Origin of the sequence: Ephemeroptericola cinctiostellae, assembly GCF_003339525.1 — a bacterium.
In the GTDB taxonomy this organism is placed as follows: domain Bacteria; phylum Pseudomonadota; class Gammaproteobacteria; order Burkholderiales; family Burkholderiaceae; genus Hydromonas; species Hydromonas cinctiostellae.
Genome location: NZ_CP031124.1, coordinates 1411999 through 1427369 on the forward strand (window position 1 = coordinate 1411999; position 15371 = coordinate 1427369).

The 15371-nt window shown below is 47.1% G+C and carries 13 protein-coding genes and 1 CRISPR repeat array; of the genes, 10 read left to right on the forward strand and 3 right to left on the reverse strand.

Annotated features, from left to right (window positions below; genetic code table 11):
• The first annotated feature begins 146 nt into the window (after positions 1-146).
• From DTO96_RS06430 to DTO96_RS12680, 6 genes are all read left to right on the forward strand, one after another.
• Positions 147-584, forward strand: a complete 438-nt coding sequence (locus tag DTO96_RS06430; RefSeq protein ID WP_114562741.1) for a hypothetical protein — start codon at positions 147-149, stop codon at positions 582-584.
• Entirely contained in the window at positions 577-3015 is a 2439-nt protein-coding gene (cas9, locus tag DTO96_RS06435; protein WP_114562742.1) for a type II CRISPR RNA-guided endonuclease Cas9, read from the forward strand. Before DTO96_RS06430 ends, cas9 begins: the two co-directional genes overlap by 8 nt.
• A gap of 44 nt (positions 3016-3059) precedes the next feature.
• Positions 3060-3791 carry a hypothetical protein gene (locus DTO96_RS06440; protein ID WP_114562743.1) on the forward strand — a complete coding sequence of 244 codons (732 nt, stop codon included), beginning with the start codon at positions 3060-3062 and terminating at the stop codon, positions 3789-3791.
• The gene (gene cas1 / locus DTO96_RS06445) at positions 3763-4707 is read left to right on the forward strand and encodes a type II CRISPR-associated endonuclease Cas1 (RefSeq protein WP_114562744.1); all 945 of its coding nucleotides are present in this window, start codon (positions 3763-3765) and stop codon (positions 4705-4707) included. Before DTO96_RS06440 ends, cas1 begins: the two co-directional genes overlap by 29 nt.
• An 11-nt stretch (positions 4708-4718) precedes the next feature.
• Positions 4719-5048 (forward strand): CRISPR-associated endonuclease Cas2, encoded by a 330-nt coding sequence (cas2, locus tag DTO96_RS06450; RefSeq protein WP_225972440.1) that lies wholly within the window; start codon positions 4719-4721, stop codon positions 5046-5048.
• A 51-nt stretch (positions 5049-5099) separates the two neighbouring features.
• A CRISPR array of direct repeats spans positions 5100-6126; the repeat unit is 36 nt; unit sequence ATTGTAGCAAACACTTCATCGGTGGGGGACTGAAAC.
• A gap of 17 nt (positions 6127-6143) precedes the next feature.
• Positions 6144-6293 carry a hypothetical protein gene (locus DTO96_RS12680; RefSeq protein WP_157964351.1) on the forward strand — a complete coding sequence of 50 codons (150 nt, stop codon included), beginning with the start codon at positions 6144-6146 and terminating at the stop codon, positions 6291-6293.
• Positions 6294-6340: 47 nt separating this feature from the next.
• Here the strand turns inward: DTO96_RS12680 and holA are convergent, their stop codons facing one another.
• From holA to leuS, 3 genes are read right to left on the reverse strand one after another with little or no spacing between them, the layout of a single operon-like run.
• A complete protein-coding gene (gene holA, locus DTO96_RS06455; protein ID WP_114562746.1) occupies positions 6341-7339 on the reverse strand; it encodes a DNA polymerase III subunit delta in 999 nt (332 codons plus the stop codon).
• Between the two features lie 21 nt (positions 7340-7360).
• Positions 7361-7876 (reverse strand): LPS-assembly lipoprotein LptE, encoded by a 516-nt coding sequence (locus tag DTO96_RS06460; RefSeq protein ID WP_114562747.1) that lies wholly within the window; start codon positions 7874-7876, stop codon positions 7361-7363.
• A gap of 24 nt (positions 7877-7900) precedes the next feature.
• Positions 7901-10549, reverse strand: a complete 2649-nt coding sequence (gene leuS, locus DTO96_RS06465) for a leucine--tRNA ligase (RefSeq protein ID WP_114562748.1) — start codon at positions 10547-10549, stop codon at positions 7901-7903.
• Positions 10550-10653: 104 nt separating this feature from the next.
• On the opposite strand from leuS, the gene DTO96_RS06470 reads away from it, so the two are divergent.
• From DTO96_RS06470 to DTO96_RS06485, 4 genes are all read left to right on the forward strand, one after another.
• Positions 10654-11589, forward strand: coding sequence for a DNA ligase (locus tag DTO96_RS06470; protein ID WP_225972441.1), 936 nt, complete (start codon positions 10654-10656; stop codon positions 11587-11589).
• Positions 11590-11852: 263 nt separating this feature from the next.
• Complete coding sequence (locus DTO96_RS06475) at positions 11853-13235, forward strand: APC family permease (protein ID WP_114562749.1); 1383 nt, start codon at positions 11853-11855, stop codon at positions 13233-13235.
• Positions 13236-13607: 372 nt separating this feature from the next.
• On the forward strand, positions 13608-14048 hold the full coding sequence (locus tag DTO96_RS06480) for a universal stress protein (RefSeq protein WP_114562750.1): 441 nt from the start codon (positions 13608-13610) through the stop codon (positions 14046-14048).
• A gap of 112 nt (positions 14049-14160) precedes the next feature.
• Entirely contained in the window at positions 14161-15096 is a 936-nt protein-coding gene (locus DTO96_RS06485; RefSeq protein WP_114562751.1) for a hypothetical protein, read from the forward strand.
• Positions 15097-15371: the final 275 nt, after the last annotated feature.

Sequence of the window (15371 nt, forward strand, 5' to 3'; positions counted from 1 at the left end):
ATACACCTATGAAAAATATTTTTTCATAGGTGTATTTGGCAATCGAGACTGCTTTTATATTCCCTATTTTTATTATGGTTTTTATCTGGACGTTTATCAAATTGTGAATGTAGAATGTGTTTTCACTTTCTTTAATGGAGGGTTAAATGAAACAATATGTTTTGGGTTTGGATTTGGGTACCAGTTCTGTGGGGGCGGTTGCAATACAATTAAAATCCTTTGATAATCCATCTGATGATAATGCCATCCCAGTGAGCATCATTGATCACCATGTTTACTTATTTAAGGAGCCTGTTGTCAATGAGCAAGGCACTTTGGTATCGAAGAAAAAATCTCGTCGCGAGAGTCGACAAGCCAGTAAACAACGGGATCGTCGCCAAGGTCGATTAAAAGATTTGGGAGTACTTTGCGATAAGTATCTAAACAATGCAGAGCAAATCTTGATTTTTCATGATGATGCATTTGTGCCTGCATTGAAGCAGTTTCAAACTTTGGCTTTACGTGCGCGTGCTGCGACGCATCCTGTTCAATTAAAAGATTTAGCTGCCATCATTATTCATTTGTCTAAAGGGCGTGGTGTCTAAAGGGCGTGGTTACTCATCTGGATTTAAATCTTTATCTAGAAAACAAGAAGAAAAATTAAAATCAAGTTCAACTTTTGATGAGCAAGTCAAGTTATTCACTGGGGATGTTCAGCCAGGTCACCATCGCTTGAGCCACATCATGCAACTGCGTGAAACAGCGACCATTGGGCAATACATGCTGGATCGTGCCATCCGTGGCTTACCCAGCATTCTAAAAGCAGGTACAGATCGAACGTACGTTACCGATGCATGCGAAGCCATTGATGATGAAGTCGAAATACAGGTGGATAAGAAGACAGGCGAAATCATTAAAAAAACTTTTTACAATTTATACGCCTTACGTGATGAACTTAAAGCCGAATTTGACTTGATTTGGAAGACACAGACTGAACACCATCCAGAACTGAATCAATTTGCGGGAGGCCAGCTCAAACAGAGATTCATGGATGTGCTGTTCTATCAGCGACCATTGAAGTCGGTTGCGCCCATGGTAGGTGGTTGTTTACTTGAAAGAAACTTACCGAGGGCACCACGCGTTCATCCTGCATTTCAAACATTTCGTATAGAAAAAACGCTGGCTGATCTGCGCTGGGGGTATGGTCGTCATGCCAAGCATTTAAGTGATGCTGAGTTGAATGCCATTCGCCAAGCTTTGCATGATCCCATTCAGTTGGACATTGATGGTGAGTTGAGTTTTGCAAAGATTTATAAATTTTTAGCACCTTTCCGTGAAGCGGGTTCACCTGAAAATTTAAACTTAGGCAGCGGTGGGCGAGATGGCTTGTTAGGCAATGTCACTCATAAACGCTGGCATGGTTTGGGTTTGTATGATGCTTGGCAAGATTTACTTAGAGCTCAGGAGGGGGATAAGCACCATGTCAATCGTCAAAACTGGGTGATTTCATTTTTGAGTGATTTGGGCTCAGTCGAATCACTGTACCCAGACAATTGGTTTGAGCACTTTTATTTACCTGACTTGCCCACAAAAAGTGGCCAACCAGCCCGTCAAAAGGCTCAAGCCGCCATGTTCAAAGATCCACGTTTCATCGAATTCATTGACATGTTTCGCAAACATGAAAAATGTGATCGTTTAAGTAGTTTGCGATTCGACAGTGGTCGGGCATCCTACAGTGTGAAAGCGTTAAAAAAAATAAATGTTTGGCTTAAAGAAAGTGTTCAGTTCTCGGAGGGGCATATTGATGAGCACAGCGCGATCAAAGACCTGTATAAACAAGAACAGGCAAATGCATTGGTGATCCTCGATGTGCTTGATAATCCTGTTAAAACAGGCAATGGCATCGTGGATGTGGCGCTCATGCAGGTAAAGAAAGTGGTGAATGCTTTTATCATCAAGCATGGTAAGCCAACGCGCATTGTGGTCGAGATGGCACGGGAAATGAGTCAAGGGATTTCGGGACGAAACGACATTCAAAAAAGTCAAAATCAAAATAAAACCATCAATAAAAAAGCAGCACAAAATATGGTTGAATATAAAGTTCCATACTCAAAAACCAATGTACTCAAATATCGTCTGGCACAAGACCAAGGTTACGATTGTCCCTATTGTGGAAAGAACATGGGTGTGATGGAAATCTATGATGGCAGTGCCACCAATATTGAACACATCATCCCGCAATCTCTGACCCAGGTGGGACGCAAATATTCAGAAATCGTATTGGCACATCGTCATTGCAATGATAAAAAAGGCAAACGTGTACCTATGGAAGCCTTTGCATTCAATACAGGCCCCATAGAAAAATTGGTAATGCGACTGCGGGAATTGAAACAAGACCGTAAAGCCATGTTGCTGGAACTACCCGAAACCCCAAGCAACGCCATTGATGATGCGATCCTCGATGAGTTTTGTGACCGTCAATTCAATGAAACTGCGTGGATCACCAAAATCACCGCCACATGGTTGCGCAGCTTGGGTGTGAATGTGGAGTGTACCAAAGGGCAGATGACCGCTCAATTGCGTGGGCAATGGCAGCTCGAAAGCGTGATTCCAGAAGTTCGCATCATTGAAGGCTTACCCGTATACAGCAGCCATGATGAAAAAGGCGAGATTAAAGAAGCAATTGTCCCCGCTAAAGCCATGTTTTATGATGAAGCAGGCAAAGAATCCACCTTGCTGTGGCGCTACTGGAACAAGCAACGGCTGACCCCAGATGAATTTGCTGAACTGCGTCAAACGGGTTTATACCTTCTTGAAAAACGTTGTGATCATCGCCATCACCTGATCGATGCCATCGTCACCGCCTTGTGCAATCGCAGTATGGTCAAACGAATGGCAGATGAATATAAAAAACGCTGTGAAGAGGAAGCAAAAAAACCATTGGAAATACAGAAAAAAATCCGCTTTGGACGTCGAGAAGAGCCGATGGCACGCCTGCGTGATCAAGTTGTGTCAGCTGTCAAGTACAACAGCTGACACATCGACCTGACCGTAAAGGAGGGGGTGCATGGTTTCAAGAAATGGCTTACGGTTTATATATTGATGACATGAGGCAAGCGCACTTGACCCGCCGTTATCCCGTGCGGGAGCTGATAGGCAAAGACGATGCCGCAACCAATGGCAACATTGAAGGCATTGCTGGCATCGAAATTAAAAAAGCACTACGTGAAAGCCATGCCGATTTTTGTCAGAAACATTGGGGAAGCAGCAGCCCAAGCAAAGAAGAATACGCCAAAATCACAGAACATTTGTGGCTTATACCACCCGCACATCCCCGCACTGGACAGCCCATTGTGAAGGTTCGTCAAATAAAAGCACTTTACTTGGCGAGTAAGCACATCAAAATAAGGCACTCAAATAAACAAGGAGTACAACTGAGCAAATATTTGATTTGTGATGAGAATGCTTATATTGCATGGAATCCCAATAACCCAGTCGATGGCTTTAAAGTGGTGAACAGCTATGGTGCCAGGGAAGGGAAAAAAATACCAGAAGGATGGATGCGGGTCTTTAAGGGGGATACTGTTTTAGCAAAAAATGGCCTTTCATATGTAGTGGTCAGTTTGAATGAAGCTGCAAATAGAGTCGAGTCAATGCAAAAGGTTTGTGCGATTTCTTCCTTAAAACAAGAGGAGGGCCGTCAAAATTTCTTACTCACTTTACCTAAAAGAGCTGGGAGTGTCAGTCTTTGGGATATTGTTGAAATCATAGAGGATCCATTCCATGGCAGACCAACGCGTCTTAATGATTGAAAGCCCCTGCCACATCAGTGTGGATACAGGGCGAATTGTTTTTAGAAAAATTGATGGTGCACAACGTATGGAACTGGCAAGTGACTTGGCTGTCCTGTGCTTACACCATGAGCAGATCACCATCAGCCACCACGCCTTACGTGTGCTTGGACAGTCAGATTGTGCGGTCATCATCACTGATGGACAACACATGCCAAGTGCTGTGTTACACCCTCTAAGTCAGCAAGCCAGCAGTGTGGCGAATACCCGATTGATGCAACAGATTGCATTGCTGCAACACAAGGGACGTCAAGCACTGATTTGGCAACAACTTGTTACTGCAAAAGTACACAATGGTGGCGCAGTGCTGCGTCAACTTGGGCTCAATGGAGCTGTGCGCATGGAGCGTTTGGCTCAACAAGTACAACCTGATGACGCGACACACATCGAAGGGCAAGCCGCAAAACATTTTTGGCAATGCTGGTTCACCCACCCTAGATTGGCTGAACACGGTCAGAAACGCCAAAAGCAAGATGCAACTGACCCAGTCAATGCACGACTGAATTATGCTTACGCCATGCTAAGGACCAGCATCGCACGTGAGTTGATTGCCTCTGGGCTTAACCCAAGCTTAGGGGTAGGACATCACAACCAAGGCAATCCATTCAACTTAGCCGATGATTTTATTGAGCCCTATCGCTGTATCGCTGAATGGGCTGTGGCACAATTGACAGACATTGATCAACCCTTTACAGGAAACGCCAAACAAAACCTACTCAAAGCACTGTGGTGTGATTTGATTTTGACCCATGACGATAACAACCGTTATCGGCTTGCCCAAGCCATCACACAAACGGTGCGCAGCTACTGTCAAGTGCTTGAAATGACGCAACACGCCGTCAAACTCAAGCTCCCTAAAGATTGGTTTACATCATGACTGTGAGCCGAATGAGAAATGGATGGCGCATCGTGTGGTGTCTAGCCGTATATGATTGTCCAATGACTGAACGCGAAGAGCGTCGTGATTACACTTTGTTTAGAAAGAAACTATTGCAAGAAAATTTTTTACAGCTGCAGTATTCGCTGTATGTCAAACATTACCCGACGTATGCCCAAGCGAATGCGGTCATTGAGCGCCTGCGTTCAAACATCCCAGCAGGTGCATCGGTTGCATTCTTTTTTGTAACAGATAAACAATGGGCCATGACAGAAGAGTTTTATGGCACCAAAAAGACCAAGCAAAAGCCTGATGAATATGAACAAATTGACTTGTTTTAGTCTATTGAAAAGAAAAAATCCCCTTGATAAACAAGAGGATATTGCAGGGGTATTGTAGCAAACACTTCATCGGTGGGGGACTGAAACACAAAAACACCTGTTGCATTGATGACCACGATTGTAGCAAACACTTCATCGGTGGGGGACTGAAACTGCGGACTTTAGCCATGAGGGCCACCCGTCATTGTAGCAAACACTTCATCGGTGGGGGACTGAAACTGCGATTGTGGTCATGGTGTGTCCTTAAGCATTGTAGCAAACACTTCATCGGTGGGGGACTGAAACTGTACTGCTTGTCAAAATATTTTTTGCTTTATTGTAGCAAACACTTCATCGGTGGGGGACTGAAACGAACAGGCGCTACAGGACTGCCCACATTTTATTGTAGCAAACACTTCATCGGTGGGGGACTGAAACCGGCAAATACTCCATCAGGCCGTGTCGCAAAATTGTAGCAAACACTTCATCGGTGGGGGACTGAAACACTCCTTGACTTTGCCCCGTCACGCATCAAATTGTAGCAAACACTTCATCGGTGGGGGACTGAAACCGTTGTAACCATTCAACGCCAACAACGGGTATTGTAGCAAACACTTCATCGGTGGGGGACTGAAACTGCCGAGAACATGCCGCCCAAGACACCAGAATTGTAGCAAACACTTCATCGGTGGGGGACTGAAACACCGCCCGCAATCGAGATGCCTGTGCCTGCATTGTAGCAAACACTTCATCGGTGGGGGACTGAAACAGACCTGATACGTGGAGGCGGCGTGCGTTTATTGTAGCAAACACTTCATCGGTGGGGGACTGAAACACTATGATATACATTCTTTTTCAATCATCGATTGTAGCAAACACTTCATCGGTGGGGGACTGAAACAACGACGGCGACGTCAACAAACACTGTCACATTGTAGCAAACACTTCATCGGTGGGGGACTGAAACCGAATTTAGGACATGACATCATGGAAGGGCATTGTAGCAAACACTTCATCGGTGGGGGACTGAAACTGTAAAAAGGCGTTACATTTAAGTGTTGCGATTGTAGCAAACACTCCATCGGTGGCGGATTCCTACAGCTTTAGTAGCATCTGATGGCGTTTGATGTAAAAGTTTTAATGAAAAAGTTAAATGAAAAAACCAGACGCGAAGTCTGGTTTTTTGTTTGGTGGCTACGTTTTACCGAAGCCTTGTTTTCAGCGGCCCCCGCCGATGAAGTGCTTGCTACAGCGGCTCAATCATAATGTTTTTTTTCTTAAAATGCAAGGTGTTTAAAAAGTTAAAGATTGCTTTATTTTTTCTGTTGAATTCGCAGTGCCATTTGGCTGGCCAGTTGCAAAGTCGCATCCCATACATCGCCTTTGCTCAGGCCTTTGGCCAAGCGGTCGAGTTCATGGGTGCGTTGCAGGGCATTTTTTAAGAAGGGCAATGTGAGTGCATTGACTGCCAGTGGCATCAGTTTTTCACGTGGCCCCCAAACGCGTTTTTCGCGCATGGCACTGGCGAGGTGAGCACCATTTTGGACTTCGATTTTTAATGCAGTCAGCGTACGGACATCTTCGGTCAGCGCCCATAAAACAAGGATGATCGATTCACCTTCGGCCTTGAGGCCTTCGATCATGCGGCAAACTCGGGCGACATTACCTGAGAGCAGGCCTTCAGATAAACCAAAAACGTCGTAACGGGCAACGTTAAAGACACTGTGTTGAACCTGTTCATCGTTCAGTGCACCCGCTGGAAAGAGCAGGGCAAGTTTTTGAATTTCTTGATGGGCGGCAATCAGGTTGCCTTCAAATTGTTGACTCATCAATTGCAATGCAGCGGGGCTGGCGGATTGGTTGTTGATTTTCAGGCGGTCTGAGATCCAGCGCGGTAAGTGCGCCAGGACCACATTGCTGATTTCAATCAACTCGCCTGCGGTGGAGATGGCTTTGAACCACACGCTGTTTTTACTGGTTTTATCAAGTTTGGGCAGGGTGACGATGATGAGCACGTCATCGGATAATTGGCTGGCGAGTTGTTTGAGTGCATCGCCACCGTCTTTTCCAGGCTTGCCTGAAGGGATGCGCAGTTCAACAATTTTTCGATCACCAAAAAGCGACAGGCTTTGTAACGATTCAGTCAGTTGTCCCCAATCAAATCGACCTTCAACATTGAGCACCTCGCGCTCGCTGTAGCCTTCCGCGCGGGCGGCTGCACGCAGGGCATCGACGGACTCTTGAATCAATAAAATCTCATCGCCGCTGATAACGTACAGCGGTTTAAGGGGGGGGCGGAATGTTGGGCTCATGCTGAGGTTGAAGTCATGTGTTTATTGTGCACCGTTTAATTTAATCGCACGCAGACGGTATTGCATTTGATTGGCCAATTCGATGTCGATGTCGTTGTATAAGCGCGATTCTTCTAAGTCCAGTCCCGTGTCGTAACCGTCGCCAGCAGACAGCGTGCGGCTGATTGATAAGCGCACGGGGGCGATCAGTTGTTTTTTGTTGGCATCATAGGCTTGCATGGTGGCAAAGGTGGATAAACGGTATTCAATCGCCCGACCCGCTGCATTTTTGCTTGAAACTGCTTTGGTATGAACGACATCGCCAATTTCAGCCGTCACCTGCGCCGGTGCGGGCGGTGTGATTTGAATCACTTGGCCGCGCATCACATCGGCGAGTTGGTTGGGTAAATTGCTTTTTGAATCGCCAATGATGGACAGTGTTTTATAGCTCATCGCTGTTGCATGGGTGCTGCCGCGCAGGTGAAAGCCACATGCAGAGAAGCTGAATGCGGTGACAATGATGCTGCTGGTCAGGGCGATTTTTTTCAGTACAAACATGTCGATCCTTGGCAATGCGTGTGTTTAAACCACGATGTTAATCAGTTTGTTGGGGACAACGATGAATTTTTTCACGGGGTTGTCTTCCACAAATTTTTGTACATTGGGCAGCGCCAAAGCCAATGTTTGCAATGCATCTTTGTCTGCCGTTTTAGCCGCTGTCAATTGGTCTCGCAGTTTGCCATTGACTTGTACCATATAGGTCACGTCGCTGCGTTCGAGCGCGCTGGCATCAAATTCTGCCCAAGCCACATCAAGCAAATCACCACAGCTGTCGGCATAGCCAAGTTCGTTCCAGAGTGCATAAGTCACATGAGGCACAATCGGGTACAGCGTGCGCAGTAAAATCGAAATGGCTTCAGGCAAAGCTTTGCCCAATGGCGCGACATCGTTTTTACAGGCGGCTTCGAGTTCATTGAGCAATTTCATTGCACCAGAAGCGACGGTGTTGTATTGCAGGCGATCGTAGTCAAAGTTGATTTGCTTGAGCAACGTGTGTACGGTGAAGCGAAAGTCTTTGGCGGCCGCTGAAGGGGTCAGTTCTGCTGATTTTAAAACGGCAATGTTGTCTTTTTGAGATTGGCAGAAATTCCACACGCGACGCAAGAAACGGTGCGAACCTTCAACGCCGCTGTCAGACCATTCTAAGGTTTGTTCTGGTGGTGAGGCGAACATGGTGAACAGGCGGGCGGTGTCCGCGCCGTATTGTTCAATCAAGGCCTGTGGATCAATGCCGTTGTTTTTCGATTTCGCCATTTTTTCGGTGCCACCAATGTGCACCATGTCGCCATCGGCGATCAACTTGGCAGCCACTGGGCGACCTTTGTCGTCGTGCTCAACTTCGACATCGGCGGGGTTGAACCATTCTTTTTGACCATTGGCCTTTTCGCGGTAATAGGTCTCGTTGAGCACCATGCCTTGCGTGAGGAGGTTTTTAAACGGCTCGTTGAATGACACCAAGCCCATGTCGCGCATGACTTTTGTCCAAAAACGGGCGTACAACAAATGCAAAATCGCGTGTTCAATGCCGCCAATGTACTGATCCATTTGCATCCAGTAATCGTTGCGGGCATCGACCATGCTGTTGGCATTTGGGCTGGTGTAGCGCATGTAATACCAAGATGAATCAATGAATGTGTCCATCGTGTCGGTTTCGCGACGTGCGGGTTTGCCACAGCTTGGGCAGGCGACGTTGAGGAAATCTTCGCGTTTATTCAATGGGTTACCAGAGCCGTCAGGGATGCAGTCTTCTGGTAAAACGACAGGCAGGTCTTTTTCGGGGACGGGTACAACGCCACATGAATCGCAGTGAATCAGTGGAATCGGTGTGCCCCAGTAGCGTTGGCGGCTGATGCCCCAGTCGCGCAGGCGGTAGGTGGTTTTGAGTTCGCCAAGGCCTTTTTCGGATAGGTCGGCGGCGATTTTGGCAACGGCTTCTTTGAATTTCAAACCATCGTATGCGCCGCTGTTGACGCATTCGGCTTGTTCTTTGTCGCCGTACCAATCCGCCCATGCTTCAATTGAAAAAGCAGTGTCGCCTGCTTTGACCACTTGTTTGATGGGTAAATCATATTTTTGTGCAAACGCAAAATCGCGCTCATCATGCGCAGGCACGCCCATGACCGCGCCATCGCCGTAGGTCATCAACACATAATTGCCGACCCACACATCCACAGGTTCACCTGTGAGTGGGTGCGTGACTTGCAGGCCTGTGTTCATGCCTTCTTTTTCCATGGTCGCCATGTCGGCTTCCATGACTGAGCCCAATTTGCATTTTTCAATAAACACTTTTAAGTCTGGGTTGGTTTCGGCGGCCAGTGTCGCTAACGGGTGTTCGGCTGCCACGGCGCAGAAGGTCACGCCCATGATGGTGTCGGCGCGAGTCGTGAAAACGTACATTCTGCCGTCTTGAATCAATGCGCCGCTGCTGTCTTTGATGTCATGCGTGAACGCAAAGCGCACACCAGTGCTTTTGCCAATCCAGTTTTTTTGCATCAATTTGACGCGTTCTGGCCAGCCCAAATCGTCCAAGTCATTCAATAATTCTTCGGCGTATTTTGGGTTGGAAATGTTTAAATAGTAACCGGGGATTTCACGTTTCTCGACCAATGCGCCTGAACGCCAGCCGCGACCGTCGATGACTTGTTCATTGGCGAGAACGGTTTGATCGATGGGATCCCAGTTCACGACTTGGGTTTTGCGGTAGGCGATGCCTTTTTCGAGCATTTGCAGGAAAAACCATTGATTCCAGCGGTAGTATTCAGGTTGACACGTCGCAAATTCGCGCGACCAATCGATCGCCAAGCCCATCGCTTGCATTTGTTTTTTCATGTAAGCGATGTTTTCGTAAGTCCATTTGGCGGGCGGAACGTTGTTGTTCAGTGCGGCATTTTCAGCGGGCATGCCAAATGCATCCCAGCCCATCGGCATGAGGACGTTATAGCCTTTCATGCGCAGTTGACGGGTCATCACGTCATTGATGGTGTAGTTGCGCACATGACCCATGTGCAGTTTGCCCGATGGGTAAGGCAACATGGAGCAGGCGTAAAATTTTGGTTTGTCGTTGTTTTCCGTGACGGTGTAAACGTCGTCGGCTGTCCATGTCGCACGAACGGCGGTTTCGAGGGTATTCGGGGTGTATGGGGCGGGTTGTGTGGTGGCGTGCGTGGTCATGGTGCTGAACTTAATGTGAATTTGAAAAAACTAGAAACGCTATTATAGCGTTTTGGCGAGCTGGACGGATGCAAAATGGTGTGACTTCAATCAAGGGGTGGAGAATGGTTTGGAAAAATAGGTGGCGGACTTCGAATGTTGATTGTGTGGGACTGTATGCTGGGGCGGCTCTGCTGATCGGCATGCTTGGGAGCGCGCATGCGCAAAGCACATCAAATCTTGTACTTGCAGGGCAGATTGCACCCGTTGCACCTGTGTCCGTTGCTGCACCGCCTGCATTGCTGTTGGCCAAAGAGTTGCCTGCTGACGTGCGTGTGGCAGATTACCTTGTCAGCGAAAAATATGATGGCGTGCGTGCTTTTTGGGATGGGCGGGTGTTGCGTTTTCGTGGTGGCGGCGTGGTGGCTGCACCTGAATGGTTCACGCGTGCTTTACCTGCTCAAGCCTTGGATGGTGAATTGTGGTCAGGTCGTGGACAATTTGAAGTGACGTCAGGCATTGTGCGCCAACGTACGCCCAATGATGTGGATTGGCGGCGTGTGAAGTACATGGTGTTTGAGTTGCCAAATGCAGAGGGTTCTTTTGAGCAACGGGTGCAACAGATTGAGCGCATCGTCCGTGACGCACACAATCCTCAATTGGTTGCAGTAAGACAGTTTCGTTTACGTGATCGTTTGCAGCTACAACAGCGTTTGGATGAGGTGACTCGAGAGGGCGGCGAAGGTTTGATGTTGCATTTGGCGAGTGCGGTTTATGAGACGGGGCGAAGCGATGTACTGTATAAATTGAAGCCGTTACAGGATGCTGAGGCTGTGGTTGTCGCACATTTGCGGGGGAATGGCAAGTATGCACACCAATTGGGTGCATTGAGGGTGCGAGGTGCGGATGGACGTGAATTCAATGTCGGGGGCGGGTTGAGTGATGCTCAGCGTGCTCATCCACCTGAGATTGGTTCGACCATCACCTATCAATTCAATGATTTGACGGCAGCAGGCTTACCTCGATTTGCCCGTTTTTTGCGAGTGCGTGTTGGACTTTAAAAGCGATATTGACTTTTTTAGTTTATAACCGTTATCCCTTGAGTGCGAAATGGTGTTGGCCGGTGTATATCCCTTGATTTAATGCGGTTTTTTCTAAAATGAGAATTAAAAAGTGGTTGGTCTCTTTTGTGAAATGTGGAAGGGGGTGATGGTCTCTTTTTTATGTATCATGCGCCATTCGTTCTTTGGTTTAATTGTGGCGAAATATAGCAGGATCTTTTCAGTTGAAAGCATCTCGATTGAAAATAAAAAAAGGAGACAACATGTCAGAAAAAGCAAGTTTAGCGAAAGGCTCTTTGGGTACTTTTGAATCAGCGGTGATGGGTGTTGCGGGCACTGCCCCTGCATTCAGTGTGGCGGTGACAACGGCGGTGATTGTGTCGGTGGTCGGCGAGTTGGCGGTGGGCAGTATTTTATACTGCGGTTTAATCATGTTTGGCATCATGCTGGCATTCACCCATTTGAATAAAATTTCACCCAATGCGGGGGCGACGTATGCTTGGGTGGGTCATGTGTTTGGGCCGACTTGGGGATTTTTTGCAGGTTGGGGTTTGTTGGTGGCTTCGATTGTGTTCATGGTTTCGGCGACCATTCCTGCGGCCACATCGACGCTGTTGATTGCACAAAACGCATTTGATTTATCCCCTGACCTCATCGAAGACACGCGTTGGGTGGCTTTCGTGGCGGCCGTTTGGTTGACTTTGATCACGATTGTGGTGACGAAAGGCATTAAACATGCGAGCTATGCACAGCTGATCATGACGGTGATTGAAACGATCATCATTTTTGCTCTGATCATTGCGGGTTTCATTGAGTATTGGGGTAAGCCTGCACACATGCCTACATGGGCATGGTTTTCACCTTTTTCATTCACGCCTGAGTCGTTTGCTGCGGGCGCATTGACCGCCATTTTCTTTTACTGGGGATGGGATGTGACCATGAACTTGGGGGAAGAAACCAAAGAAGCTGCTGAAGGTGAGGCGCAACCTGCTGGACGTGGGGCTTTTTGGGCGATGGTCAACTTGATTTTATTTTTCATCATCATGATGATTGTGGTGTTGATCGTTTTGACTGATGATGAAATTGCCGCTGCAAACACCAATGTGTTGTATGCGGTGGCGGATAAATTGTTTCCCAAACCTTGGAGTAGCTTTGCGGTGCTGTCGACGATCTTAAGCACGATTGGGACGGTTGAAACACAGATTTTGCAATTCTCTCGCAGCATGTTTGCAATGTCGCGCGACAAAATGCTGCATCCGCGTTATGCAAACATTCACCCTGAATGGCAAACACCATGGGTGGCGACATTTGTGATTTGGCTGTTGGGCGTGTTGCTGTTGGCGGCATCGTCGACCATGGCATCGGTCAAAGCGATTTTGGACAGCTCTGTGATGGCGATTGGTTTTCACATTTGCTTTTACATGGGTTTGGCGGCATTTGCTTGCGTGTGGCATTACCGTGGCATGCTGAAATCAGGCGTGTATGATGCATTTTCACATGTGATTTGGCCGCTTGGATCGGGTGTGTTGATGTTCTTTTTAGGGTTGTATTTGTTACCGACTTTTGATGGCATCACAACTTTAATTGCGGTGGGTGGTTTGGCCATTGGTGTCGTGCCGTTGTTGTTGGGACGTTATCGTACCTGAGCATTGTTATTGAAGGGGTACTGAGGTTGTTTGGATGATGGTCGGTGTCCCTGAACCATTAAAAATGCAGATGATTGGGTTGTTTAAGAGAATGCCTCAGGTCTAACCTGTGGCATTTTTTGTTTTCAAAACTTGTTTCCAAAATGCCATTTTTATCCTTACTTTATTCTATTTTTTGGGGTGATTTGTCATCACAACCCATGCGGCAAAAGCCTATAATTTAAATGAAGACAGTCGTTTTTTACTTTCCCATTGCATTTGAGAGGCTTGGTTAATATTAGAAATGACCGCATGTGGTTCATTGAGATAAAGTGAAATAAGGTGTTGTTTTAAAAGGTTTTAAAAGTTTAAATTTTGATAAAGGAGATTGACATGTTCAAACATTTACTCGTTCCGACCGATGGCTCTGAGTTGTCTCAGAGTACCGTCAGGCGTGCCGTCAGTTTTGCGAAGGAGACAGGTGCTAAAATCACGTTTTTTTATGCCCAACCTGATTTTCCAATGATTTCCTACACTGAGGCGATTGTTGTGAACCCAACCCCGGATGAGTTTTTGTTGTCCACTCAAAAAGAGGCGCAACGTGTGTTGGATTTGGCCAAAGGGGTGGCGGATGAGCTGCATGTTGATTGTGATGTAGATACGGCAGTGGATGATTTTCCTTACCGAGCCATCATTGCGGCAGCAGGTTTGCATCAGTGCGATCTGATTTTTATGGCATCACATGGTCGAGGTGGCTTTATGGGGTTGCTGCTTGGCAGTGAGACTCAGAAAGTGCTGACCCACAGCAGTGTGCCTGTGCTGGTCTATCGTTGATGACTTGTATTCAGTTCACATGGGCCGTTGATGCTATAATCAGCGGCTCAAAATGTTGGGTATTTTAGTCGCTTGGTGGGTCTGTTAATTAAGCGAATCTTTTGGAAATCATATGTTCGCTTTGAATTATATCAATCGCCATTCGGCTGTCTTTATGATGTTGGCTTGCTTGTTTGGTTTTGCGTGGCCCGATGCTGCCAATGCTGTGCTTGCGCACTTGCCTCAGGTGTTGTTTACCCTGATGTTTTTTACCTTACTTGGTATTCCGCAGCCAAAACTGCTGCGGATGCTGTCACAGCTGGGGGTGTGGCGCTATGCGCTCTTGCATTCTTTTGGCATGACGCTTGTGTTTGTGGGGGCAGGCTATCTGCTGGGCATTCGGGGTGATTTGTTGTTGGCGTTGGCGGCGATGATGGCGACAGGTGCGTTGTTTGGCACGCCTGCGATTGTGCGTTCAATCGGTTTCAGTCCTTTGTATGCGATGGCCTTGACGATTGCCAGCACGTTGGTGATGCCCGCCATATTGTTCATTAATTTATGGTTGTTCCAAACGGGTGATGTTCATTTGGATTTGGTGTTGTACAGCAAACGCTTGTTGATTTTCATCGCAGGTCCGATGGCGATCTCCGCTGTGGTGCATAAACTGTTCAGTGAGCATGTGTTGCACCATGTGCATCAGCAGTTGTCGAAAATCACCATCATTTTGGTGATGGCCTTCCCATTTGGTTTGGTGGGGGCATATCGGCATTTTTTTGATGTGAATCCTGCACATGGTGTTTTTTTGTTGCTGATGGGTGCGTTGCTGTGTTTTGGTTTGTTTGCCTTGAATTTTTGGATTTATCGAAAAGCACCGATTGAACATGCAATTTCTGCTGCGGTCGCTTCGGGTGGCCGCAATGTGTTGCTGACCTATACCATTGCAGCGCCTTTCGTTGGCAGTGAATTCATGCTGTTGGTGGGGGCGATGCAGCTGCCCATTTACATGTTGCCGTTATTGACGCGTTGGTGGATTCGTCGCTTGGAGCGACAGACAGTGGCATTGACGTAAATGCATGTGCATGCGTCAATAGCCCACATGTGAGCGGTGAATGACCTTATAACTGGATGGTTTATTGCACAGTAAATAGAAGCTTGTTGTTTATTTGTGTTGTTTATTTGTTGTTGTTCGTTTATTTAAGACAAGAGGTTTTGAGTGGGTGGGTTCACACAAAATCTAGAAAAATGATTCCCAAAAAACCTTGGGCGAGTGCATATTTAATCGCAAGTAAAAACGACGTGAAACTTCACGTCGTTTTTACTTTATGGGCGCACATTGATTTGATG

Bases quoted from the DNA above. Each gene is read 5' to 3' on its own strand.
- cas1 (WP_114562744.1), top strand. From the start codon at position 3,763: ATGGCAGACCAACGCGTCTTAATGATTGAAAGCCCCTGCCACATCAGT.
- DTO96_RS06480 (WP_114562750.1), top strand. From the start codon at position 13,608: ATGTTCAAACATTTACTCGTTCCGACCGATGGCTCTGAGTTGTCTCAG.
- DTO96_RS06470 (WP_225972441.1), top strand. From the start codon at position 10,654: ATGGTTTGGAAAAATAGGTGGCGGACTTCGAATGTTGATTGTGTGGGA.
- DTO96_RS06485 (WP_114562751.1), top strand. From the start codon at position 14,161: ATGTTCGCTTTGAATTATATCAATCGCCATTCGGCTGTCTTTATGATG.
- DTO96_RS06460 (WP_114562747.1), bottom strand. From the start codon at position 7,876: ATGTTTGTACTGAAAAAAATCGCCCTGACCAGCAGCATCATTGTCACC.
- DTO96_RS06440 (WP_114562743.1), top strand. From the start codon at position 3,060: ATGGCTTACGGTTTATATATTGATGACATGAGGCAAGCGCACTTGACC.
- DTO96_RS06475 (WP_114562749.1), top strand. From the start codon at position 11,853: ATGTCAGAAAAAGCAAGTTTAGCGAAAGGCTCTTTGGGTACTTTTGAA.
- cas2 (WP_225972440.1), top strand. From the start codon at position 4,719: ATGAGAAATGGATGGCGCATCGTGTGGTGTCTAGCCGTATATGATTGT.
- DTO96_RS12680 (WP_157964351.1), top strand. From the start codon at position 6,144: ATGGCGTTTGATGTAAAAGTTTTAATGAAAAAGTTAAATGAAAAAACC.
- leuS (WP_114562748.1), bottom strand. From the start codon at position 10,549: ATGACCACGCACGCCACCACACAACCCGCCCCATACACCCCGAATACC.
- holA (WP_114562746.1), bottom strand. From the start codon at position 7,339: ATGAGCCCAACATTCCGCCCCCCCCTTAAACCGCTGTACGTTATCAGC.
- DTO96_RS06430 (WP_114562741.1), top strand. From the start codon at position 147: ATGAAACAATATGTTTTGGGTTTGGATTTGGGTACCAGTTCTGTGGGG.